The organism is Plantactinospora sp. KBS50, assembly GCF_002285795.1.
In the GTDB taxonomy this organism is placed as follows: domain Bacteria; phylum Actinomycetota; class Actinomycetes; order Mycobacteriales; family Micromonosporaceae; genus KBS50.
Genome location: NZ_CP022961.1, coordinates 5,757,320 through 5,778,699, shown reverse-complemented (window position 1 = coordinate 5,778,699; position 21,380 = coordinate 5,757,320). Strand labels below are relative to the sequence as shown.

The following is a 21,380-nucleotide window of genomic DNA, read 5'->3' as shown; positions in this document are numbered from 1 at the left end:
AACATGCTCACACGAGCGTGCAGATCGTGGCGCCGGCCGAGATGACCGCACCAACCTCGGCGGCCAGGCCGGTCACCACGCCGCCCTTGTGCGCGTGCAGCGGCTGCTCCATCTTCATCGCCTCCAGCACCACCACCAGGTCCCCCTCGGCCACGGTGTCCCCGTCGGCGACCGCGATCTTCACGATGGTGCCCTGCATGGGTGAGGTGAGGGCGTCGCCGCCGGCCGCCGTGCCGGCCGCGGAACCACCACCGCGGCGGGCCGGCCGGCGTGCCGCGGGCGCCGGCGCGGCCGTACCGGCGCCGAGGCCGGCCGGGAGGGTGACCTCCAGCCGCTTGCCCCCCACCTCGACCACCACGGTCTCGCGCTCGGCGGCGGCCGGCGCGGCGGCCGCGGCGGCCGCGTCGAACGGCGGCACCGTGTTGTCGAACCCGGTCTCGATCCACCGGGTGTGCACGGTGAACGGTTCGGCGGTGAACGCCGGGTCCCGGACCACCAGCCGGTGGAAGGGCAGCGCGGTGGCCATCCCGTCGACGACCATCTCGTCCAGCGCCCGGCGCGCCCGCTCGATCGCCTCGGCGCGGGTCTCGCCCGTGATGACCACCTTGGCCAGCAGCGAGTCGAAGTTGCCGCCGATCACGTCGCCGGCGCGGATGCCGGCGTCCACCCGCACGCCCGGCCCGGTCGGCAGCCGCAGCGCGGTGACGGTGCCGGGGGCGGGCAGGAAACCGCGGCCCGGGTCCTCGCCGTTGATCCGGAACTCGATGGAGTGGCCGCGCGGCGCCGGGTCCGCGGTCAACCGCAGCTTCTCCCCGTCGGCGATCCGGAACTGTTCCCGTACCAGGTCGATGCCGGCGGTCTCCTCGGTGACCGGGTGCTCGACCTGGAGCCGGGTGTTGACCTCCAGGAACGAGATGGTGCCGTCGGCGCCCACCAGGTATTCGACCGTGCCCGCTCCGTGGTAGCCGGCCTCCCGGCAGATCGCCTTGGCGCTGGCGTGGATCTGGGTGCGCTGCGCGTCGGTGAGGAACGGCGCGGGCGCCTCCTCCACGAGCTTCTGGTGCCGGCGTTGCAGCGAGCAGTCCCGGGTGCCCACCACCACCACGTTGCCGTGCCGGTCGGCCAGCACCTGCGCCTCCACGTGCCGGGGCCGGTCGAGGTAGCGCTCGACGAAGCATTCGCCGCGGCCGAACGCGGCCACCGCCTCCCGGGTGGCGGACTCGAACAGCGCCGGGATCTCGTCCATCGTCCGGGCCACCTTGAGGCCGCGCCCGCCGCCGCCGAACGCCGCCTTGATGGCCACCGGCAGGCCGTGGTCGACCGCGAACGCCAGCACCTCGTCGGGTCCGCCCACCGGCTCGGAGGTGCCGGGTACGAGCGGGGCGCCGGCGCGCTGCGCGATGTGCCGGGCGGTCACCTTGTCCCCGAGGTCGCGGATCGCCTGCGGGGTGGGTCCGATCCAGGTCAGGCCGGCGTCCAGGACGGCCTGGGCGAAGTCGGCGTTCTCGGAGAGGAAGCCGTAGCCGGGGTGCACGGCGTCCGCGCCGGCCCGCGCCGCGACCTCGACCAGCTTGTCGATCCGCAGGTACGTGTCGGCGGCGGAGTCCCCGCCCAGCGCGTACGCCTCGTCCGCCAGGGTCGCGTGCAGGGCGTCCCGATCGGAGTCGGCATAGACGGCGACGCTGGCCAGCCCGGCGTCCCGGCACGCGCGGATCACCCGTACGGCGATCTCGCCCCGGTTGGCGATGAGTACCTTGCGCACGGCGGCGGTTCCCCTCTTTCCTCAGGTGAGGCTCGTCGGGTCGGGCGGGGCGACCACCGCGTCGGCGACGGTTTCGTCGGCGGTGGTCTTCGTGGGCGGTGGTCTTCGTGGACCGGAGGTTACCGCCGGAGTGTATCGGCGACGATGATCAACTTAACGATCCCTCGGTGTGGGCTCCGGCATAGTCAAACTTGGCTATTACGCTTGGGTCGTGTCACCAACCCGAATGATGATCCTCGGCCTGGTCTCCTGGATGCAGCCGGTGCACGGCTACGACGTCCGGCGGGAGTTGCTGAGCTGGGGCGCCGACAAGTGGGCCAACGTCCAGCCGGGGTCGATCTACCACGCGCTGCGCAAGATGACCGGGGAGGAACTGCTCCGGGAGGTCGCCACCGAGCAGGTGGGATCCCGTCCGGCGCGGACCACGTACGAGATCACCGACAAGGGCCGGGACGCCTTCGAGGGGATGCTCCGGGACCTGTGGTGGGGGCTGCACCAGCAGCCGGACCCGTTCATGTCGGCGTTCTCCTTCCTGTCGGCGCTGCCCCGCGAGGAGGCCGTGGCCGCGTTGCGCAACCGGGCCCGGCTCATCGCGGCCAACGTGGCCTCGGTCCAGGCCGCCGCCGAGTCATCCTGGATCAGATCCAAGCCTGTGAATGTTGCCTGGATGACGGAGCTGTGGGTCGCCCGGGGTGAGGTCGAGGCCGCCTGGTGCGAGCGGATCGCGGACCGGATCGAGCGGGGAGTGTCGTACCTGCCTGTTGAGATGCCTCCGGGTGAGGGTTGGGAGCGGTGGCGCGCCATGGTCGAGCCCGACGCCGGCGGCGGCGCTGGTGGTGACGGTGCTGGCGGCGGTGCTGGCGGCGCGGAAGAAGCGTAATAATCAACCTTGACCATAGAAGCTATATCGCGTTAGCCTTCCGCTCGGGGTTGGGGTTTGCGCCGGTTGGCGCGGCCCCCGGGGGAGACGCGGCCGGGTGCCGCCGGCCACACGAGGGGGCCGGCGGCACCCGGTCCGGCCGATCGGGAGCAGAGATGATCGAGACGATCGGGCTGCGGAAGTCGTTCCGCTCCCGACAGGGCAGGGAGAAGAAGTCCGTCGACGCGGTCCGGGGCGTGGACCTTCGGGTCGACGAGGGGGAGATCTTCGGGTTCCTCGGGCCGAACGGCGCGGGCAAGACCACCACGCTGCGGATGCTGGCCACGCTCATCGAGCCGGACGGCGGCGAGGCGACCATCGCCGGTGCCAACCTGCGGACCGAGCCCGCGCAGGTGCGGCGCCGGATCGGGTACGTGGCGCAGGGCGGCAGCACCTGGGACGAGTCCACCGCCCGCGAGGAACTCGTGCTCCAGGCGCGGCTCTACGGGCTGGACCGGTCCCGGGCGCGGCAGCGGGCCGCCGAGGCGCTCGCCGCGTTCCAGCTCACCGAGTACGCCGACCGCAAGTGCAAGACCTACTCCGGCGGTCAGCGCCGCCGGGTCGACATCGCCCTCGGCATCATCCACGAACCCCGGGTGGTCTTCCTGGACGAGCCCACGACCGGGCTGGACCCGCAGAGCCGGGCGCACATGTGGGACGAGATCCGCCGGCTGCGCTCCGAGGGCATGACGGTCTTCATCACCACGCACTACCTGGACGAGGCCGACGCGCTCTGCGACCGGATTGCGATCATGGACAACGGCGAGATCGTCGCCGAGGGGACGCCCGCCGCACTCAAGCGCGAGATCTCCGGCGACATCGTCGAGGTCGGCATCGAGGGCCCGGTGGCCCGCGCCGCCGAGGCGCTGGACACCCAGCCGTACGTCACCAAGCTGGAAACCCCGGACGACGGCGGCCTGAAGCTGTACGTCGACGACGGCGCCGTGGCCATCCCGCAGATCCTGCGCACCCTCGACGGCGCGGGTATCGCCCTGGCCACCATCGGCCTGCACCGGCCCAGCCTGGACGACGTGTTCCTCACCAAGACCGGCCGCTCGCTGCGGGAAAGCTGAGAGGCGACAACGAGATGAAACTCGCCCGCGACACCTGGCTGATCTTCGAGCGGCAGATCATGCTGCTGCTGCGCAACCCCGTGTGGGTCTTCGTCGGCATCTTCCAACCGGTGATGTACCTGCTGCTCTTCGCCCCGCTGCTGAAACCGGCGCTCGCGCCGCTCGGCGCCACCACCAACGCCGAGACGTACCGGATCTTCGTGCCCGGACTGCTGGTCCTGCTGGCCATCTTCGGCGGCCTGTTCCAGGGCTTCGGCCTGATCGCCGAGCTGCGCGCCGGGGTGATCGAGCGGTCCCGGGTGACCCCGGTCAGCCGGTTCGCCCTGCTGCTCGGCCGTTCGCTGCGGGACGTGGTCTCGCTGCTGTTCCAGGCCGTGCTGATCACGGTGCTGGCACTCGCCTTCGGGCTGCGGGTGCAGATCGGCGACCTGCTGCTGGCGTACCTGCTGCTGGCGTTGATCGCGCTGATGACCTCCACCCTGTCCTACGGGGTGGCGCTGCGGGTGAAGAGCGAGGACGCGCTCGCGCCCATGATGAACACGGTGGCCCAGCCGGTACTGCTGCTCTCCGGCATCCTGCTGCCGCTGGCGTTCGCCCCCGGCTGGCTGCGCCGGATCGCCGACTGGAACCCGTTCTCCTGGGCCGTGGACGGCGCCCGGGCGCTGTTCGCCGGCAACATCGGCGACGACTCCGTGTGGCAGGGCCTCACCGTGATCGGCGTGATCGCCCTGCTCGCGGTGGTCTGGGCGGCCCGGGAGTTCGCCCGCAGCGTCCGTTGAGGATGGGCGGCGGAGGCCACCGCCGCCCCCGTGGCGTTGCCCGGGTGTCGCCCGCGCCGCGGACCTCCCGCCGGAAGTGCGGTCGCCGCTGTGCGGGCGCGCTGTGCGGTTGCCGCTGTGCAGGTGAGTTCTGCGGCGCGGCGCGGCTGCCGTCCGGCCAGGCGTTCCGCACGGTCCCACCGGACGAGAGCTGCCTCTCAGCCCGGCGCCGTACGCTCCGAGCGCTTGTAGCGTAAGGGGCGTGCCCCGCCTCGTTCATGACCGGACAACCTGGGTGAGCTACGGCCAACTCGGCGTCTGGGGATTCTTCCTCTACGGGTTCGGTCCCGTCGTGCCGCTGCTGCGCGACGAGCAGGGCACGACCGCGGCCGTCGCCGGGCTGCACAGCACCGCCATCGCCGTCGGCTCACTCGCGGGCGGCTTCCTCTTCCCGCCGCTGGCCCGGTGGCTGGGCCGCGGCCGGGCCGCCTGGCTCGGGCTGGCCGGCGTGGCGCTCGGCGTCGCTGGGCTGTGCGCGTTCCGGCCGCTGCCCGCCACCCTGAGCGCGGTGGTCGTCGCCGCCACCTTCGGCATGCTCCTGGTCAGCGGCGTCAACGCCACCCTCGCCGGGCGGCACGGGCCGGCCGCCCCCGCGGCGATCAGCGAGGCCAATGCCGCCTGTGCCGGAATGGGTGTCCTGGCCCCGATCGTCGTCGGGCTCACCGTGAGCGCCGGCCGCGGCTGGCGGCCGGCACTCGCCGTCGAGATCGGCCTCATAGCGTTGCTCGCCCTCGGCGCGGTGGTCTTCCGGACACCGGCCCGATCCGCCGGTGCGCCGCAGGCTGGTTCCGCCGGCCCGGTACCCGCTCGTTCCACGCCGGCTGGGTCTGCTGGTGCCCTGCCGCCTGGCCCTGCTGGTCCCGTGCCGGCTGGTCCCGTGCCGGCTGGTCCCGTGCCGGCCGGTCCCGTGCCTGCTGGTCCCGTGCCGGCCGGTCCCGCCGGTGCCGTGCCGGCTCCCGCCGATGCCGTTGGCCCTGCTGGTGCCGTGCCGGCCCGGCCGGGATTCGGGCGGCTGCCCCCCGCCTACTGGACCGCCTGGGTGCTGCTGTCGGTCACCGGATCCATCGAGGTCTGCCTGTCGCTGTGGGCCGCGCTGGAACTGCGTACCTCGGCCGGCATGTCGGCGGGTGCCGCCTCGGCCGCGCTGGCCGCGATCGTCGCCGGCATGTTCCTCGGCCGGGTCGTCGGCGGCCGCATCGCGCTGCGGGTCGCCCCGATCCCGCTGCTGCTCGCCGCGTTTGCCCTCTCCGGCGCCGGGTTCACCATCTTCTGGACCGCGCCCGCGGCGGTACCCGCCGTGGTCGGCCTGCTCGTGCTGGGCATGGGCAACTCGCTGCACTACCCGTTGGCCATCTCGATCGCCCTGGCCGCCGCCGGTGACCAGGCGGACCGGGCGGCCGGCTACTCGTCGTACTCGGTGGCGGTGGGCTTCGGGATCGCCCCGGTGGTCCTCGGCTGGGTGGCCGACGGGGTCGGTCCGCATCTCGCGTTCCTGCTGCTGCCGCTCTTCATCGCCGCGGCCGTCCTGCTGGCGGTGCGGCTGCGCCGCGAACTGTTCGCCCCCGCCCCAGCCTGATCCGCCCGCACCGCGTCCCCCGCGCCCCCGCGGTGGCGGGGCGGGTCAGCGGCGGCGGGCCAGCGTCATCCCGTCGGCGAGCGGAAGCATGACCACCTCGACCCGGTCGTCCGCGGCCACCGCGGCGTTGAAGTCGGCGACCACCCGGTCGGCTTCGCTGACCGGTGACAGCACCCGGCCGTTGCGGAACACGTTGTCCACGCCGATCAGGCCACCGGGTCGCATCCGCGGCACGAGTTCGGCCCAGTACGTCGGATAGCCGGTCTTGTCCGCGTCGATGAAGGCCAGGTCCAGGTGCGGTTCGGTGGGCAGCGCCCGCAGCGTCTGCACGGCCGGGGCGATCCGCAGGTCGATCCGGTCCTCGACACCGGCCCGCCGCCAGAACCGTCGGGCGATGGAGGTGTACTCCTCGGAGACGTCGCAGCAGATCAGCCGGCCGTCCGGCGGCAGGCCGCGGGCGATCGCCAGCGCGGACGTACCGGTGAACGTGCCGACCTCGACGGCGTTGCGCGCGCCGACCAGCCGGGTCAGCAGGGTGAGCAGCGCGGCCTGCTCCGGGGCCACCTGCATCTCGGCGTCCGCCGGCAGGATCCTGCGGGTCTCCGCGTACAGGTCGCTGGCCACCTCGTCCGGCGGCGACCCGTGCGCTACGAGATAGTCGTGCAGTTCGTCGGTGACCGGTACGGATCGGGTGCTCATAACCGGACGGTAGCGCTAACCGGCGTCGGGCGCGCCCCCGGCCCACAGGTCGGTGATCCGTACGCCCAGGCCCGCCAGCAGGTCACGCAGCAGCGGCAGCGACAGCCCGACGACAGTGCCGTGATCTCCCTCGATGCGTTCGATGAACGGCCCGCCGAGGCCGTCGATGGTGAACGCCCCGGCCACCGCGAGCGGCTCGCCGGTCGCCACGTACGCGGCGATCTCCGCGTCGTCCAGGTTGGCGAAGTGCACCGTGGTGGCGGCCACCGCCTGAACCCGGGCGCCGGCCGGATCGATCAGGCAGTGTCCGGTGTAAAGCACGCCGCTGCGCCCGCGCATCGCGTACCACCGGTGGGCCGCCTCGACGGCGTCGGCCGGCTTGCCGAGCACCTGGCCGTCGAAGGCCAGCACCGAGTCGCAGCCCAGCACCAGCGTCCGGTACAGCAGGTCGGCGCCGGCCGGCGGGCCGCCGACCCCGGAGTATCCGGTCCGGTGCGGCACGCCGGCGACCACGGGACCGCCCTCGGCGCCCGGCCCGGCCGCGCCGCCGTCGATCCCCGACGCCAGCCGCCCGACCACCGCCTCGGCCTTCAGCCGGGCCAACTGGAGGCAGAGCCGGTCGGGCTGCTCCGCGACAACCTGCGTCTCGTCGACCCCACTGACCAGCACGTACGGCTCGATGCCGGCCGCCTGTAGCAGCTTGCGGCGGGCCGGACTGGCGGAAGCGAGGACAAAACGCAACGGATTGGCGGTCGACACCGGCACACCATACCGACGACGGCCGCCACGATCATTAACGGCCCACGGGCGGCGCATCCCGGTCCGGACGTCGTGTCGATCATGCTGGGTGGCCGATCCGGCGCGGTCAGCCGGTCCGGCCCTACGGCCGGCGTCGCAGGTGCGGCGCCAGCAGCAGCACCACGACCACCACCGCGAACAGCGCCGCCAGGCCCACCATCACGGCCGTGAGCGGGCCGCGATGCTCGGGAGCCGCGCCCGGAGGCGGCGAATCCGGCGCGGTCGGGCCGGCGCCGGGCCCCGTCGGGCTCGGGCTCGGCGTCAACGGGGGTACGTCGGCGGTGAGCGCCGCGACCAGGTCGAGTTCGCCATACCCGTACTCGTCGTCCCGCCCCGGCGGTCCCCTGTCGATCGCGGTCGCGGTGAGCCGGTGCACGACCTCGGCCGCCGACAGGTCCGGGAAGCGGCTCCGCACCAGCGCGGCGGCCCCGGCCACGATCGCCGTAGCGTCCGACGTGCCGGACGATTTCCCGTATTTCCCGCCAGTGCTCGTGCTGTACATGTCAACGCCCGGTGCGACGATGTCCAACTCGGGTCCCGTCGCAGAAAAGGCCGCTCGCAGGCTCTGTCGGTTTGTGGCGCCTACAGCTAACACTCCTGTCAAGGTAGCTGGAAACGCTACTCCCAGCGATTGGGGCTCGTTTCCAACGCTCGCGACGATCACCGTGTCCTTGTCGATTGCTCTTTGGATCGCGTCGATTTCCTGCCGCCCTGCACCACCGCCTAAGGAAAGGTTTATCACCTTGGACCCCTTGTTGGTGGCCCATTCGATGCCTGCGGCGACCGCCTCGGCATCGGTATCGCTGGTGCCGGGCCGAACCGCGTAGCGCACCGGTAGCAGTTTCGCCTCCGGCGCGATGCCCAACGCCCCTCGCCCGTTCCCTTGGCCGTGGGCTGCGATGAGTCCCGCAATTTCCGTTCCGTGGTTGTCGGCGTCGATCTGACCCATGCCTGTCCCGCCTGGAAAGGCGTCCCGGCCCGGTAGCAGGTTGCCGCGCAGGTCGGGATGCGGGTCGACGCCCGTGTCGATGACCGCCACCGTGACACCGGCGCCCCGGCTGATCCGGTGCGCCTCGGCCACCCGCAGGTAGCCCAGGTGCCACTGGTCGCCGCGGATCCGGTCCGCCCCGGCCCCCGGGTGGGCGCCGCAGCCAGCCCCAGCGCGCAGAGCGCGGCCAGCAGCCGGCCCGGCCCGGCGGTCACGGGTCGAGGCCGATGGCCGGCCCCGGATCGATCCGGCCGGCCGGGGGTGGCGGCAGCACGACGGGTGGTACGCCGGGTTCGATCCTCCAGGGATCGTCGGGATCCCAGCCGCGGCCCTCCACCGCGCCGCCGGCCCCAACCGGTCCGGACGGGGCGGCCCCGAACGGCTGACCGGGGTAGGCCGCCCGGCCCACCGGACCGAACGGCCGCTGACCGGCGCGGCCGGCCGGGCCGGTGCCGGCGGCGCCGGTGGGCAGCACCCCGCCGACCGGATTGATCCGCCGGCTCGGCGCTGCCGGCTCCCGCCCGCCGCTGGCCGGGGGGACCCCGCCGATCAGACCGCCGGGTGGCAACGGCCGGCCGGCGCCGGCCGCCGGTCGCTGGAGCGGTTCCGCCCCGGGGGCCGCCCCGCCCCGGCCCGGCACCGGCCCCCGGGGGCCGGGCCGAGCGGACCCGGCCGGGCGCCGGGCGCGGTGATCGGTCCGAGCGGTGTGCCCGGACCGAGCGGCGGCGCTCCGGGTGGACCGGTCGGGGTCGCCGGCAGCGTGGTCGTGCCCGGCCCGCCGGGCTGGCCGGGCGGCGCGGTCTGCACCCCGCCGAGCACCGGACCGCGGGAGGCCCCGGCGGCCGTGGCGCCGGCCGCCCCGCCGCTCGGCGCCGCGGTGACCCGTCGCGCCGCCCGGGCCGGACCGGTCGGCACCGGCACGATCGACGGGATCGGTGGCGGACTCGTGCCGCGGTAAACGTCGGGGTCATTCCGCTCGCCAAAGGCGGGACGAGTTCTGTACGTCGGTGGTTGGCGGAGTTGCGCCTGGGCCTGGACGAGTTCGCCGCTCAGCCCGGCCAGCACGGTCCGAGCCCGGACGTCCAGGGCCGCCAACTCGGCGTCGCTCACCGGCGGCAGCCGCCAGGGCTGGTAGCCGACCGTCGCGAGGGCGGCGGCCTGCCGGTCGAAGGTGTCCCGGGCGCGCCGCTTCGGGGCGTACTCGTCGTAGATCTTCTTCAGGTCGGTGCGGGCGGCGTCGATGGCGCCGGCCGCCGCCGCGGCGATGGCGAAGTTGGCGGTGGCCGCGTCGTGGGTCTGCGCCACGCTGGCGATCAGTTGGTCCAGCCGGTCCAGGTACGTCCGGGCCGCCGCGCTCCGTTCCGGTGGCCAGGCGGCGGCCAGCCGGTCGCGGTGCTGGCGCAGCCGGACCAGGTGCGCCCGGACCAGCTCGCAGGTCCTGCGCCAGCCGGCCACCTGCCGCCACTGGGCGGCGGTGTCCTGGCCGGCCAGCATCCGCCACATGCCGGCGACGTCCCAGGACGCCCAGTCGGTGCTGCCGGGGGAGCCGCCCTCGCCCTTGCCCGGGTCAATCATCGGTCGGCTCGGGCAACCGGGCGACGGCCGTACCGTCCAACGCCGTCCGGACGTCGGAGACCCGCGCCGCGGCGAACGCGTCGGAGCCGGCGTACCGCCTGCTGACCTCGCCGGCGGCCCTGGCGAACCCGGCGGTGGCGTCGCGGAAGGCGTACGTGTTGCTGGCGGTGTTGATCTGGGCGGTGCGGTGCGTGTCGAGGAAGGCGCACAGCTCCACGAACTCGGCGGGCGGCGGTGGCAGTTGGACGGTCAGGTCCTCGTCGATCGCCGCCAGGTGCGGGATGTAGTTCTGCCGGACCTCCGCGTCCAGCGCCGCGGCGAGGTCGGCCAGCTGCCGGATGTCCGCCTCGATGGCCCGGTAGTCACCGAGCCAGGCGGGCTCGCGCGCATCCTCCGGCGGCTTCACGGCGCCTCCCGCTGGTGTGACGACGTCCTTCCCCAGGGTGAGGTTAGTGGCTTTCCGCCGCCGCCGGCAGCCCGCCGGAGCCCGGCTGTGGATATCGGCTGTGGATATCGGCCCGCGACCGGGACGCCGGTCAGCGCGGCAGCGCGGAGAACCGCCAGCCGTCCGGAGCGGGCCGGGCCGGCATGCAGGGATGGGCCGCTGCGGGCCGGGCGGCGCGTACCCAGGCCGACCGCGTGGCGGTCCGGCGGGGTGGCGCCGGCCGGGCGCGGGTGGCCAGCACGCCGACCAGTGCCGCCAGTTCGTCGGCGGTCGGCGTGCCGCGGACCACCCGGAACAGCGGTTCGTCGTGTGCCATCCCCCGAGGGTACGACGTGGCGTGCGCCACCCTGCCCGGTAGTGGCGTGCCGCCGGTGTGGCACGCGACAGCGCCGGGTACCGTCCTCGGGATGTCCAATGCGCACCCTCGTCTCGTCGCCGACCGGTACCGGCTGCTCCAGCCGCTCGGTCAGGGCGGCATGGGCCGCGTCTGGAGGGCGCGCGACGAGGTGCTGCACCGGGACGTGGCCATCAAGGAACTGGTACCGCCGCCGGGACTGACCGACGAGGAGCGGCAGGAGATGCGCGAGCGGTCGCTGCGGGAGGCCCGCGCGATCGCCCGGCTCAACCACATCAACGTGGTACGCGTCTTCGACGTGCTGCGTACCGACGGCGACCCGTGGATCGTCATGGAGTACGTCGCGTCCCGTTCGCTGCACGACGTGCTCAGCAAGGACGGCCCGGTCGGCTACCAGCGGGCCGCGGAGATCGGCCTGGGCGTGCTCGGCGCGCTCAAGACCGCGCACCGCAACGGCGTCATGCACCGGGACGTCAAGCCCGGCAACGTGCTGCTCGGCGAGGACGGCCGGGTGGTGCTCACCGACTTCGGTCTGGCGACCGTTCCCGGCGACCCGACGGTGACCCGCACCGGTCTGGTGCTCGGCTCGCCGGCGTACATCGCGCCCGAACGGGCCCGGGACGGCACTGCCGGACCGCAGGCCGACCTGTGGTCGCTGGGCGCCACGCTCTACGCCGCCGTGGAGGGCCAGTCGCCGTTCGCCCGAACCACGGCCATCGCGACGCTTGCCGCGCTGGCCACCGAGTCGGTCGCTCCGCCCCGGAACGCCGGGCCGCTCAAGGGCGTGCTGGCGGGGCTGCTGCGCAAGGACCCGGAGCAGCGGATGACGGCGGACGAGGCCGAACGACAGCTTCGCCGCATCGTGCACCGGCGGCCCCGCAGCGGGTTGTCGCTGCTGGACGGCGTGCGCCGGCCCGGGCCGGACGGTCCGCGGGAGGGACGCGAGGGGTCCGCGGGACGGCGTACCGGCACCGGCCGGAGCGCACCGGCCCCGGCGCCCCGACCGCCGGTCAACCCGGCCGCCGGACCGGCCCGGGGCGCCGCCCCGGTTGCCGGCGCGGCACTGGGGGGCGCGGCACTTGGCGGCGCGGCACTTGGCGGCGCGGCACTGGGCGGCGCGGCCGTGGCGGGTGGGGCGGCGGCCAGCGCCCGGGGTGCGGCCGGTGGCGGGACGCCGGTGGCGGACGAGGTGCCGGCGACCGGCGCGGTGGCCGCGGGTACGCCCGAGGCCGCGGGCAGGTCGGTGGCCGCGGGCAAGCCGGAGGCCGCCGCGGGAACGGTGTCCGTGCCCGCACAACCGGCCACCGGCGCGAAGCCGACCGGCGAGCCGTCCACCGCCCCCGACGGCGGTGCCGGCACGCTCGGGGCGGACGACAGCGGTGCCGGCGGGCGGCCGGAAGACGCGGAACGGGCCGACCCGGAACGGGCCGCCACCGATGGCACCGCCGTCGACGGCGGTGCCGGCGGGCCGGCCTCCGTGGCACAGGCCGGCGCGGAGTCGACCTCCACGGCGCAGGCCGGCGCGGAATCGGCGGCCACGGATGGCGCCGCCGGCGAGCCGACCGACAGGGAGCGGGCCGGGGCAGCCGGGCCGGACAGCGACGGACCCACGGCGGAGCCGGACGGGCCGGTCGAGCCGGTCGATGACGCTGCCGGCTCGGCCGGTACGGGATCGGCGGGCGCCGGTTGGACCCGGACCCGGGTGGACGGCGTACCGGCCCTCGGCCGCGCACCCATAACGGTCGTGCCGCCGGACGAGCGGCGGCCGGGGCGTACCCGGATCGTCGTGCTGGTGGCGCTGCTCGCGGCCCTGCTGGTGGCGGGCCTGGTCGCGGTGCTGGTGTTGCGGGACTCGGACGACGACACGCCGGCGGCCGGGCCGACCGGCGCGGCATCGACGCCGCCGGCCGCCACCTCACCCGCCGCCGAGCCGTCGGCATCGGCCAGCGCGGAGCCCAGCCCCACCACGGCCTCGCCCAGCGCGACCGGCGCCACCCTGCCGGCCGGCTGGCACATGTACGCCGACCCGAGCGGCTTCAAGGTGCCGGTGCCCGACGGCTGGCGCAAGCACACCGACAAGTACGGCAACATCGTCTTCAGTAGCGGCGATCGGTTGCTGCTCATCGGCCAGACCCGGCATCCGAAGGACGACCCGGTCGCCGACTGGACCGCGCAGGAGGCCGCCCGCAAGCGCAGCATCAACGGCTATCAGCGGGTCACCATCCACGCGGTGGACTACTGGAAGACGTGCGCCGACTGGGAGTGGTTGCAGACCAACAGCGGCGGTGTCCGGGTGCACGTGCGCAACCGGGGCTTCGTGACCGCGCACGACCAGGCGTACGCGCTGCGCTGGGACACCCGGGCCGAGGACTGGGAGAAGTACCTGCCGGAGTTCGACGACATCGTCGCCAAGTGGTTCGTCCCGGCCCGCAAGGACTGAATCAGCAAGGACCGAATCCGCACGGGCTCAACCCGTACGGACCGAAGCAGGCATGACCCTCCGCCGAGTCGGGTACTTGTCCCGGCACGACGGAAGGGAGGTGCGACATGAGTTTCCGACGGCGGACGAACAAGCCCAGCGTGGCGCTCTGGATGCTCGTTGCGATCGGCGACGTGGCGCTGATCCTGGCGGGTCTGGGCATGGCGGTCCTGATCGCCGTGGCAAGTGTCGTGGCCGTGGCCGTCGCTGCGGTGGGCGCGGCGCTGCTGCTTCGGCGGCACGCATCCGGCTCCGGCATCCTCGGCGCGTCGAGCGCCGCCTCGCGTACCGTGCCGGCCGGCGCGGCGCGGACGGCAACCGGCGGTGCCGCGGGTGCGCTGCGGGCGAGGGCGCAGGTCGGACGAAGGAGCTGACCCGGCGCCGCGCCGAACCTCTGGCGGCCGCAGGACCGGTTGTCCACCTCCGGTGGTAGCCGATCCCGCGGCCGCCAACCGCGGTCGCCAGCCGCGGCGCCGGCCGTGTGACCAGCACCGGCCCCGCGCTGTCGGGCATCGGAACGCGCGCTGTCGTGCGCCGGACTTCCCGACCACCGACGTACCGGTTCGATCGGACGGGTGCGCCTGCCGAGCGATGATGCCGACCCGCTGGAGTGGCTGCTGTTCGGGCAGGCGGGGGTGTTGACCTGGCGGCAGGCGGTGCGGGAGATCGGTCCCTCGGCGGCCCGGCATCGGCTGGCCACCCGGCGCTGGCGGCGGCTCTGCCGGGGCATTCTGGTCGCGGAGACCGGGCCGCTGCGTCCCGACCAGCACTGGTGGGCGGCGGTACTGGCCGCCGGTGACGGAGCGCTGCTGGCCGGGCTGGCCGCCGCCCGGGCCGGCGGTCTGCGCGGGGCATGGCGGTACGGGGTGGTCGACGTCCTCGTCCCGTACGAGCGCGCGACCGCCCGGTCGCCCCGAAGGTTCCCCCCGGAGATGCCGGCCGTGCGGGTACGGCGTACCCGGTCGCTGCCGGACGCGGACCGTCAGCGGGGTCGACCGGACCGGACCACCATGGCCCGGTCCCTGGTGGACGCGGCTCGCTGGCTGCGCACCGAGGACGAGTCGCACGGGGTCCTGGCGGCCGGCTGCCAGCAGCGCCTGGTCACGCCTGCCGAACTGCGCGCGGTGCTGGATCGGATGCCGACGACGCCGCGCCGCGCGCTCATGCTGAACACCGTGGCCGACCTGGCCGGGGCGCCGAGGCGCTGTCCGAGATCGATTTTGTCCGGCTCTGCCGCCGCTACGGGCTGCCCCGGCCGGAGCTTCAGGAGCGCCGGACGGACGCGCGGGGTCGGATCCGCTATCTGGATGTGTACTGGCGCCGCTGGCGCCTGCACGTGGAGGTCGATGGCACGCATCACATGGAGGCGGCGCAGTGGGCGGCGGACCTGCGCCGGCAGAACGAGGTGTGGATCGCTGGGGATCGGATTTTGCGGTTCACCGCGTTCGACGTGCGGCGCCGGCCGGACGAGGTGGCAGCTCAACTCCGGGCAGCCCTCCTCGCCGCCGGTTGGCGTCCCACCATTTGAACCCCCGAGGCTGAACTGTGCAGAGTTGTTGCCGCCAGGGCGGCAACAACTCTGCACAGTCCACGCGGAGCCGGAGTGGTGGCGGCGGCGTAGGCTCGCGCCCTGTGTCGATCGACTCGATGACGGACCTGTGGCACGAACTGTTCGGGGCGCAGCCGGATCCACCGCCGCTGCTGGTGCTGGTGACCGGGCTGGTGGCGCTGCTCGTGGTGGTGACCCGGCTGCCCTGGCGGATCGCCCGCAACGCGATCACGATCGCGCACGAGGGCGGGCACGCGCTGGCGGCCGTGCTCACCGGGCGGAAGCTGCGGGGCGTCCGGTTGCACTCGGACACCTCCGGGCTGACCCTCTCGGCGGGCCGCCCGAGCGGGCCGGGGATGGTGTTCACGCTGCTCGCCGGCTATGTGGCGCCGTCCCTGATCGGCCTGGGCGGCGCCTGGCTGCTCGGCGGCAACCGGATCACGCTGCTGCTGTGGATCGCCGTCGCGCTGCTGCTGGCCATGCTCGTGATGATCCGCAACCTGTTCGGCATCGTCTCGCTGGTGGCCACCGGCGGGCTGGTGTTCGCGGTGTCCTGGTACGCCTCGCCGCAGGTGCAGGCGGCGTTCGCGTACACCGGGGTCTGGTTCCTGCTGCTCGGCGGCGTCCGCCCGGTCGGCGAGCTGCAGTCGCTGCGCCGCCGGGGCCGCGCGCCGCAGTCCGACGCCGACCAGTTGGCCTGGGTGACGTCGCTGCCCGGAATGTTCTGGGTGGCGATCTTCGGGCTGGTCGCGGTGGCGGCGCTGGTCGTCGGCGCCGGCCTGCTGGCCGGGCCGATCCTCAGCGACCTGGGGTTCGGCGCGGGAGGATGAGCGGATGCGCTATCTGATCATCGGCGCCGGCGCGGTCGGTGGCACGATCGGGGCACGGCTGGGCCGTACCGGGCACGAGGTGACGTTGGTGGCCCGCGGCGCGCACCTGGCGGCGATCCGGGAGCGCGGCCTCACGCTGGCCCGCCCGGACGGGCAGGAGACGGTCCGGCTCCCGGCGTACGACGATCCGCGGATCGGTGAGCCCGCGGGCCTGGTGTGTGAACCGGACACCGTCGTGGTGCTGGCGGTGAAGTCGCAGGACACCGAGGCCGCCCTGCGGACCTGGGCGGATGTGCCGGTACGAGGTGGCGGGACGCTGGCGGAGCGGCTGCCGGTGCTCACCGCGCAGAACGGGGTGGCCAACGAGCGGATGGCGCTGCGGTACGTGCAGCGGGTCTACCCGGTCTGTGTCTGGCTGCCGGCCAGTTTCCTGGAGCCGGGCCGGATCGCGGCGGAGGGCCACCCGTACCCGGGGATGCTCCAGGTGGGCTGCTACCCGGCCGGCGGCGACGACACCGTCCGGGAGATCGTCGCCGATTTCACCGCCGCCGGGTTCGTCGGCCTGGCCCGGCCCGACGTGCTGCGGTGGAAGTACGCGAAGCTGCTGCGCAACCTCGCCAACGGACTGGACGCGCTGCTCGGCCCGGACGGGGCCGAACGGTCCGGTCTGGTGGCCCGGGTCGGCGCCGAGGGCGCGGCGGTGCTCGACCGGGCCGGCATCGGGTACGCGTCGCCGCAGGAGGAGACGGCCGAACGGGGCGACCGGGTGAACATCCGGCCGGTCGCCGGCCGGGCGCGCTCCGGCAGTTCGACCTGGCAGAGCCTGGCCCGGGGCACCGGTTCGGCGGAGACGGACCACCTCAACGGCGAGATCGCGCTGCTGGGGCGGCTGCACGGGTGGCCACGCCGGTGAACTCGGCCGTGCAGCGGGCGGTCCGGCGCGCGCTGCGGGAACGGATTCCGGCCGGGGCTTTTGCGCCGGCCGAGCTGATGGCGCTGGTGAACCGGTAGCGGTTACAGCGGGATGTTGCCGTGCTTCTTGGCCGGCAGGGTCTCGCGCTTGGTGCGCAGCACCCGCAGCGCCCGGACGATCTGCGACCGGGTCTCCGCGGGTGCGATCACCGCGTCGACGTAGCCGCGTTCGGCCGCGACGTACGGGTTGGCCAGCGTGTCCTCGTACTCCCTGATCCGCTCGGCCCGGGCGGTCGCGGGGTCGTCGGCGCCGGCCAGTTCGGCGCGGTACAGGATGTTGACCGCGCCCTGGGCGCCCATCACCGCGATCTGCGCGGTGGGCCAGGCGAAGTTCAGGTCCGCGCCCAGGTGCTTGGAGCCCATCACGTCGTACGCGCCGCCGTACGCCTTCCGGGTGATCACCGTCACCTTCGGCACGGTGGCCTCGGCGTACGCGTAGATCAGCTTGGCGCCGCGGCGGATGATGCCGTCCCACTCCTGGTCGGTGCCGGGCAGGAAGCCGGGTACGTCCACAAACGTCAGCACCGGGATGTTGAAGGCGTCGCAGGTCCGGACGAACCGGGCGGCCTTCTCGGAGGCGCCGATGTCCAGGCAGCCGGCGAAGTGCATGGGCTGGTTCGCCACCACGCCCACCGGGGCGCCCTCGACCCGGCCGAAGCCGACCACGATGTTCTGCGCGTAGAGCGGCTGGACCTCCAGGAACTCCCCGTCGTCCAGCACGTGCTCGATCACCCGGTGGATGTCGTACGGCTGGTTGGCCGAGTCCGGGATGAGCGTGTCCAGCTCCCGGTCGGCGTCGGTCACCGCCAGCTCGGCCGGGGTGTCGAGCACCGGCGGCTCGTCCAGGTTGTTGGCCGGCAGGTACGCCAGCAGCGCCTTGACGTAGTCGATCGCGTCGTCCTCGTCGCCGGCCAGGTAGTGCGCGTTGCCGCTGCGCGAGTTGTGCGTGCGCGCGCCGCCCAGTTCCTCCATCCCGACGTCCTCGCCGGTCACCGTCTTGATCACGTCCGGGCCGGTGATGAACATGTGCGAGGTCTGGTCGACCATGACGGTGAAGTCGGTCACCGCCGGGGAGTACACCGCGCCGCCCGCGCACGGCCCCATGACCAGGGAGATCTGCGGGATCACGCCGGACGCGCGGACGTTGCGGAAGAAGATCTCGCCGTACAGGCCGAGGCTGACCACGCCCTCCTGGATCCGGGCGCCGCCGGAGTCGTTGATCCCGACCACCGGGCAGCCGATCTTCATGGCCAGGTCCATCACCTTGACGATCTTCTCGCCGAAGACCTCGCCGAGCGAGCCGCCGAAGACCGTGAAGTCCTGCGCGAACACGCAGATCTGCCGGCCGTCCACGGTGCCGTACCCGGTCACCACGCCGTCCCCGTACGGTCGGGTCCGGTCCAGCCCGAAGTTGGTGGACCGGTGCCGGGCCAGCTCGTCCAGCTCGACGAACGATCCGGGGTCGAGCAGCATCTCGATCCGTTCCCGGGCGGTCTTCTTGCCCCGGGCGTGCTGCTTCTGCACCGCCCGCGCCGAGCCGGCGTGCACGGCCTCGTCGACCCGCCGCTCCAGGTCCGCGAGCCTGCCGGCGGTGGTGTGCATGTTGCTCTCGGTGCCGCTGCTCACTGCTCTCGTCCTCCGCATCGCCGTGCCGGGCCGCCGGGCCCGGCCGGCGTCCTGGTCCGGTCCCACGGGGGATCGTAACGATGGTTCAGGCCGGCGGCCCCGGCCGCCCGCCCACCGGCTCCGCGGGTCAAGTGTCGCGCCGTAGGCTGGGCCGATGCCCGGATCGCCGTACACGGACCTGGATCGGCCCCCGCTGGACGCCCGGCGGCTGGAGCGGGCGCTCACCGGTCCGGCGGGGCCGTGGCGCCGGTTCGAACTGGTGACGGAGACCGGCTCGACAAACGCCGACGTGGTGGCGGCGGCCCGGGCGGGCGAGCCGGCCGGCCTGGTGCTGGCGGCCGAGCGGCAGACCGCGGGGCGGGGGCGGCGCGGCCGGGGCTGGGAGTCGCCGGCGCGGGCCGGCATCGCGACAAGCGTCCTGCTCCGGCCGGGCGAGGCCGAACCGGACCGCGACTGGCCGGCCGCGCCGCCGTCCGGGTACGGCTGGCTGCCGTTGCTCGCGGGCGTGGCGCTGACGGAGGCGGTACGCCGGCTGGCCGAACTCGACGCGGGGCTGAAGTGGCCCAACGATCTGCTGCTGGCCGGGCGCAAGGCGGCGGGCATCCTGGCCGAGGCGGTCCCGGCGGGCGAGCCGGGGGAGCCGCCCGCGGTGGTGCTCGGCGTCGGGTTGAACGTCACCCTGCGCGCCACCGAGCTGCCGGAACCGGTGGCCGGCGGGCCGCCGCCGACGTCGCTGGCGCTGGCCGGGGCGGCGGCCACCGACCGGGACCCGCTGCTGCGGGCGCTGCTGCGCGGCCTGGCCGGCTGGTACGACCGGTGGCGGTTGGCCGGCGGGGATGTCGAGGCCAGCGGGTTGCGGGCGGCGTATCTGGAGCACTGCGTGACCCTGGGCCGGCCGGTCCGGGTGCTGCTGCCCAGCGGCGCGGAGCTGACCGGTACGGCACGCACCGTCGACCGGGAGGGCATGCTCGTGGTGACCACCGCGGACGGCGTCGACCGGCCGGTGGCGGCCGGCGACGTGCTGCACCTGCGGTAGGTCGCGCCGCCCGGTAGGCCGCGCCGCCCGGACCCGCGGGCCGTCCGGACCGGCGGGCCGGGTCCGGAAACGCGCAAGATCGTGCCGGAGTGGCTGCGCGCTTTCAGCGCGTCGAGCCGCTACCGTCGCACCGAAATTGTCGCGACCGTGGCGCATCCTGGAGGATTCCGTGGCGTTTCCGGAGAGCGTGCTCACCGAGGACGAGCACGTCGTGGTGCATCTGCACCCGCACTGGAAGGCACTGGTCCGACCGGTGCTGGTGCTGGTGGGTGTGCTGGCGGCCGTGGTGGCCGCGCTGGTGCTGCTGCCCGCGGGCACCGCGGGGACCATCGGGACGTACGCCGTTGCGGCCGTGGGCCTGGTGCTGCTGCTCTGGCTGGGCCTGTGGCCGTTCCTGGTCTGGCACAGCACCCACTACCTGTTCACCAACGAGCGGGTGCTGCTCCAGCAGGGGGTGCTCTCCCGGGAACGTCGGGACATCCCGCTGGCCCGGATCAACGACCACTCGATGAGTCAGAGCCTGGGCGAACGGCTCTTCGGCTGCGGCACGCTGACGATCGAGTCGGCGGGTGAGCGCGGCCAGACCGTGCTGCGGGACATTCCCGGGGTGGAGCGGGTGCAGACCACGCTCTACGAGCTGGCCGAGGCGTACCACGACAAGCACTCGCTCGGCGACGACGAGATGCGGGAGATCATCGAGGAGTCGCGGCGGGACCGCCCGGTGCTCTGACCGGGTCGGGCTGCTGGTACTGCTCGTTCTCCAGTTCCTCCACCAGTTCGGCGACCGGGTCCAGGTCGGCGACCAGGTGGTGCTCGACGTGGCCGTCGACGGCGGCGGGTGCGGGCTGGAAGACGAAGGTCCGGTAGGCCCAGAACCGGAACAGCGTGCCGAGGACCAGACCGCCGGTCTTGGCCACGTTGATGGCGAGCAGGCCGGTGATCCCCAGCCCGTACTTCACCAGGCCGAGTGCGCCGAGCTCGATGACCAGGCCGACGCCGTTGAACAGGAAGAACAGCATCGTCTCGCGGTGCAGCGCCGACTTCGGCCGGTCCCGGTAGGTCCAGTGCCGATTCATCAGGAATGAGGTGGTGGCGGCCACCACGTTCGCGATGATCGTCGCCTTGAGCTGCCCGTCGCGCAACACGGTGAGTGCGAGGGTATTGAACACCACGTAATTGACGATGGTGTTGATGCCGCCCACGGTGCCGAATTTCAATGCCTCATGGGCCAGCTTCTGCCAGCGCTCGGGCAGCATCCGGAATAGACGCATCTGGCCACCTTACGGCTGAGGGCGCCCGTTCGCAGGGCGGCGCGTTGTGGGGTGCTGAATCACACGCCGTCAGTCACCCTTGGTGATGATGTCCGGTGCGTCCTGCGCCGCCGGGCCAACGAAGACAAACCGACGATAGGACCAGAACCGGAAGAGTGTACCCAGCATGGTGCCGACCAGATTGGCCGAGATGTTGTCCGCGGCGACGGACCGGAAGACCCGGGGCCAGATCGAGCCCAACCCGTAGTGGCTGACGGCCAGGCAGGCCAGCGCGATGCCCAGGCCCACCGCGTTGAAGAAGAAGTACAGCGAGTATTCGCGGGCCATCCCGGAGCGCTCCCGGTGCCGCCAGGTCCAGAACCGGTTGCCGACGAAGGCGACGGTGGCGGCGATGGCCGTGGAGAAGGTCTTGCCGGCCAGTTGCTCGAAGCCCCAGGCGTAGACGGCGAGGTTGAACAGCAGGAAGTCGACCAGGTACGAGACGCCGCCGACGATGCCGAACTTTCCCACCTCGTGAATGAGGTGTCCGAAGCGGTCCAGCAGCCGCCGGACCAGCCCCTGCCGTGCCCCGGAGGGCCGGGTTGGCCGCCGGTCATGGTCGCTGACACG

The 21,380-nt window shown here is 73.6% G+C and carries 22 protein-coding genes; 11 read left to right on the top strand and 11 right to left on the bottom strand.

The features are described from left to right. Nucleotides 1–7: 7 nt before the first annotated feature. Nucleotides 8–1,762, bottom strand: coding sequence for a biotin carboxylase N-terminal domain-containing protein (locus CIK06_RS24930; RefSeq protein WP_095566847.1), 1,755 nt, complete (start codon nt 1,760–1,762; stop codon nt 8–10). A 211-nt stretch (nt 1,763–1,973) separates the two neighbouring features. On the opposite strand from CIK06_RS24930, the gene CIK06_RS24925 reads away from it, so the two are divergent. The 4 genes from CIK06_RS24925 to CIK06_RS24910 all read left to right on the top strand — a co-directional run bounded on the left by CIK06_RS24925 (nt 1,974) and on the right by CIK06_RS24910 (nt 6,148). Continuing rightward, nucleotides 1,974–2,642 carry a PadR family transcriptional regulator gene (locus CIK06_RS24925; RefSeq protein WP_232533850.1) on the top strand — a complete coding sequence of 223 codons (669 nt, stop codon included), beginning with the start codon at nt 1,974–1,976 and terminating at the stop codon, nt 2,640–2,642. A 155-nt stretch (nt 2,643–2,797) separates the two neighbouring features. Beyond that, nucleotides 2,798–3,754 carry an ATP-binding cassette domain-containing protein gene (locus CIK06_RS24920; RefSeq protein ID WP_095566845.1) on the top strand — a complete coding sequence of 319 codons (957 nt, stop codon included), beginning with the start codon at nt 2,798–2,800 and terminating at the stop codon, nt 3,752–3,754. 14 nt (nt 3,755–3,768) lie between these two features. Then, nucleotides 3,769–4,533 (top strand): ABC transporter permease, encoded by a 765-nt coding sequence (locus CIK06_RS24915; RefSeq protein WP_095566844.1) that lies wholly within the window; start codon nt 3,769–3,771, stop codon nt 4,531–4,533. 241 nt (nt 4,534–4,774) lie between these two features. Further along, nucleotides 4,775–6,148, top strand: coding sequence for a sugar MFS transporter (locus CIK06_RS24910; protein ID WP_095566843.1), 1,374 nt, complete (start codon nt 4,775–4,777; stop codon nt 6,146–6,148). Between the two features lie 45 nt (nt 6,149–6,193). On the opposite strand, the gene CIK06_RS24905 is transcribed toward CIK06_RS24910, so the two are convergent. From CIK06_RS24905 to CIK06_RS24885, 7 genes are all read right to left on the bottom strand, one after another. Next, nucleotides 6,194–6,847, bottom strand: a complete 654-nt coding sequence (locus CIK06_RS24905) for an O-methyltransferase (protein ID WP_095566842.1) — start codon at nt 6,845–6,847, stop codon at nt 6,194–6,196. A 15-nt stretch (nt 6,848–6,862) separates the two neighbouring features. Then, nucleotides 6,863–7,606, bottom strand: a complete 744-nt coding sequence (locus tag CIK06_RS24900) for a nucleoside triphosphate pyrophosphatase (protein WP_232533849.1) — start codon at nt 7,604–7,606, stop codon at nt 6,863–6,865. 121 nt (nt 7,607–7,727) lie between these two features. Then, entirely contained in the window at nt 7,728–8,726 is a 999-nt protein-coding gene (gene mycP, locus CIK06_RS24895; protein ID WP_232533848.1) for a type VII secretion-associated serine protease mycosin, read from the bottom strand. 118 nt (nt 8,727–8,844) lie between these two features. Beyond that, nucleotides 8,845–9,108 carry a hypothetical protein gene (locus tag CIK06_RS30305; RefSeq protein WP_198348409.1) on the bottom strand — a complete coding sequence of 88 codons (264 nt, stop codon included), beginning with the start codon at nt 9,106–9,108 and terminating at the stop codon, nt 8,845–8,847. 74 nt (nt 9,109–9,182) lie between these two features. After that, the gene (locus CIK06_RS32220) at nt 9,183–10,208 is read right to left on the bottom strand and encodes a hypothetical protein (RefSeq protein ID WP_157756933.1); all 1,026 of its coding nucleotides are present in this window, start codon (nt 10,206–10,208) and stop codon (nt 9,183–9,185) included. Beyond that, nucleotides 10,201–10,614 carry a hypothetical protein gene (locus CIK06_RS24890; RefSeq protein ID WP_095566840.1) on the bottom strand — a complete coding sequence of 138 codons (414 nt, stop codon included), beginning with the start codon at nt 10,612–10,614 and terminating at the stop codon, nt 10,201–10,203. Before CIK06_RS24890 ends, CIK06_RS32220 begins: the two co-directional genes overlap by 8 nt. Nucleotides 10,615–10,744: 130 nt before the next feature. Continuing rightward, nucleotides 10,745–10,969 (bottom strand): acyl-CoA carboxylase subunit epsilon, encoded by a 225-nt coding sequence (locus CIK06_RS24885; RefSeq protein ID WP_095566839.1) that lies wholly within the window; start codon nt 10,967–10,969, stop codon nt 10,745–10,747. A gap of 91 nt (nt 10,970–11,060) precedes the next feature. Here CIK06_RS24885 and CIK06_RS32625 point away from each other — a divergent pair, with 91 nt between their 5' ends. The 5 genes from CIK06_RS32625 to CIK06_RS24860 all read left to right on the top strand — a co-directional run bounded on the left by CIK06_RS32625 (nt 11,061) and on the right by CIK06_RS24860 (nt 16,779). Then, nucleotides 11,061–13,448, top strand: coding sequence for a protein kinase (locus CIK06_RS32625; protein ID WP_369916026.1), 2,388 nt, complete (start codon nt 11,061–11,063; stop codon nt 13,446–13,448). Between the two features lie 107 nt (nt 13,449–13,555). Then, complete coding sequence (locus CIK06_RS24875; RefSeq protein ID WP_157756932.1) at nt 13,556–13,861, top strand: hypothetical protein; 306 nt, start codon at nt 13,556–13,558, stop codon at nt 13,859–13,861. 962 nt (nt 13,862–14,823) lie between these two features. Next, nucleotides 14,824–15,015, top strand: coding sequence for a DUF559 domain-containing protein (locus tag CIK06_RS31665; protein WP_232533847.1), 192 nt, complete (start codon nt 14,824–14,826; stop codon nt 15,013–15,015). A gap of 119 nt (nt 15,016–15,134) precedes the next feature. After that, nucleotides 15,135–15,866: a M50 family metallopeptidase gene (locus CIK06_RS24865; protein WP_095568111.1), complete on the top strand. Its 732-nt coding sequence runs from the start codon at nt 15,135–15,137 to the stop codon at nt 15,864–15,866. Between the two features lie 4 nt (nt 15,867–15,870). Then, nucleotides 15,871–16,779 (top strand): ketopantoate reductase family protein, encoded by a 909-nt coding sequence (locus CIK06_RS24860; protein WP_232533846.1) that lies wholly within the window; start codon nt 15,871–15,873, stop codon nt 16,777–16,779. Between the two features lie 101 nt (nt 16,780–16,880). Here the strand turns inward: CIK06_RS24860 and CIK06_RS24855 are convergent, their stop codons facing one another. Continuing rightward, nucleotides 16,881–18,440, bottom strand: coding sequence for an acyl-CoA carboxylase subunit beta (locus tag CIK06_RS24855; RefSeq protein WP_369916251.1), 1,560 nt, complete (start codon nt 18,438–18,440; stop codon nt 16,881–16,883). Between the two features lie 178 nt (nt 18,441–18,618). On the opposite strand from CIK06_RS24855, the gene CIK06_RS24850 reads away from it, so the two are divergent. Together CIK06_RS24850 and CIK06_RS24845 are read left to right on the top strand one after the other, a co-directional pair. Continuing rightward, the gene (locus CIK06_RS24850; protein WP_095566836.1) at nt 18,619–19,500 is read left to right on the top strand and encodes a biotin--[acetyl-CoA-carboxylase] ligase; all 882 of its coding nucleotides are present in this window, start codon (nt 18,619–18,621) and stop codon (nt 19,498–19,500) included. Nucleotides 19,501–19,669: 169 nt separating this feature from the next. Next, entirely contained in the window at nt 19,670–20,230 is a 561-nt protein-coding gene (locus CIK06_RS24845; RefSeq protein ID WP_095566835.1) for a PH domain-containing protein, read from the top strand. Here CIK06_RS24845 and CIK06_RS24840 read toward each other — a convergent pair. Both CIK06_RS24840 and CIK06_RS31660 read right to left on the bottom strand, forming a co-directional pair. Beyond that, nucleotides 20,193–20,771 carry a GtrA family protein gene (locus CIK06_RS24840; RefSeq protein WP_095566834.1) on the bottom strand — a complete coding sequence of 193 codons (579 nt, stop codon included), beginning with the start codon at nt 20,769–20,771 and terminating at the stop codon, nt 20,193–20,195. The genes CIK06_RS24845 and CIK06_RS24840 overlap by 38 nt on opposite strands. Before the next feature lie 69 nt (nt 20,772–20,840). After that, nucleotides 20,841–21,281 (bottom strand): GtrA family protein, encoded by a 441-nt coding sequence (locus CIK06_RS31660; protein ID WP_232533845.1) that lies wholly within the window; start codon nt 21,279–21,281, stop codon nt 20,841–20,843. Between the last annotated feature and the right edge of the window lie 99 nt (nt 21,282–21,380).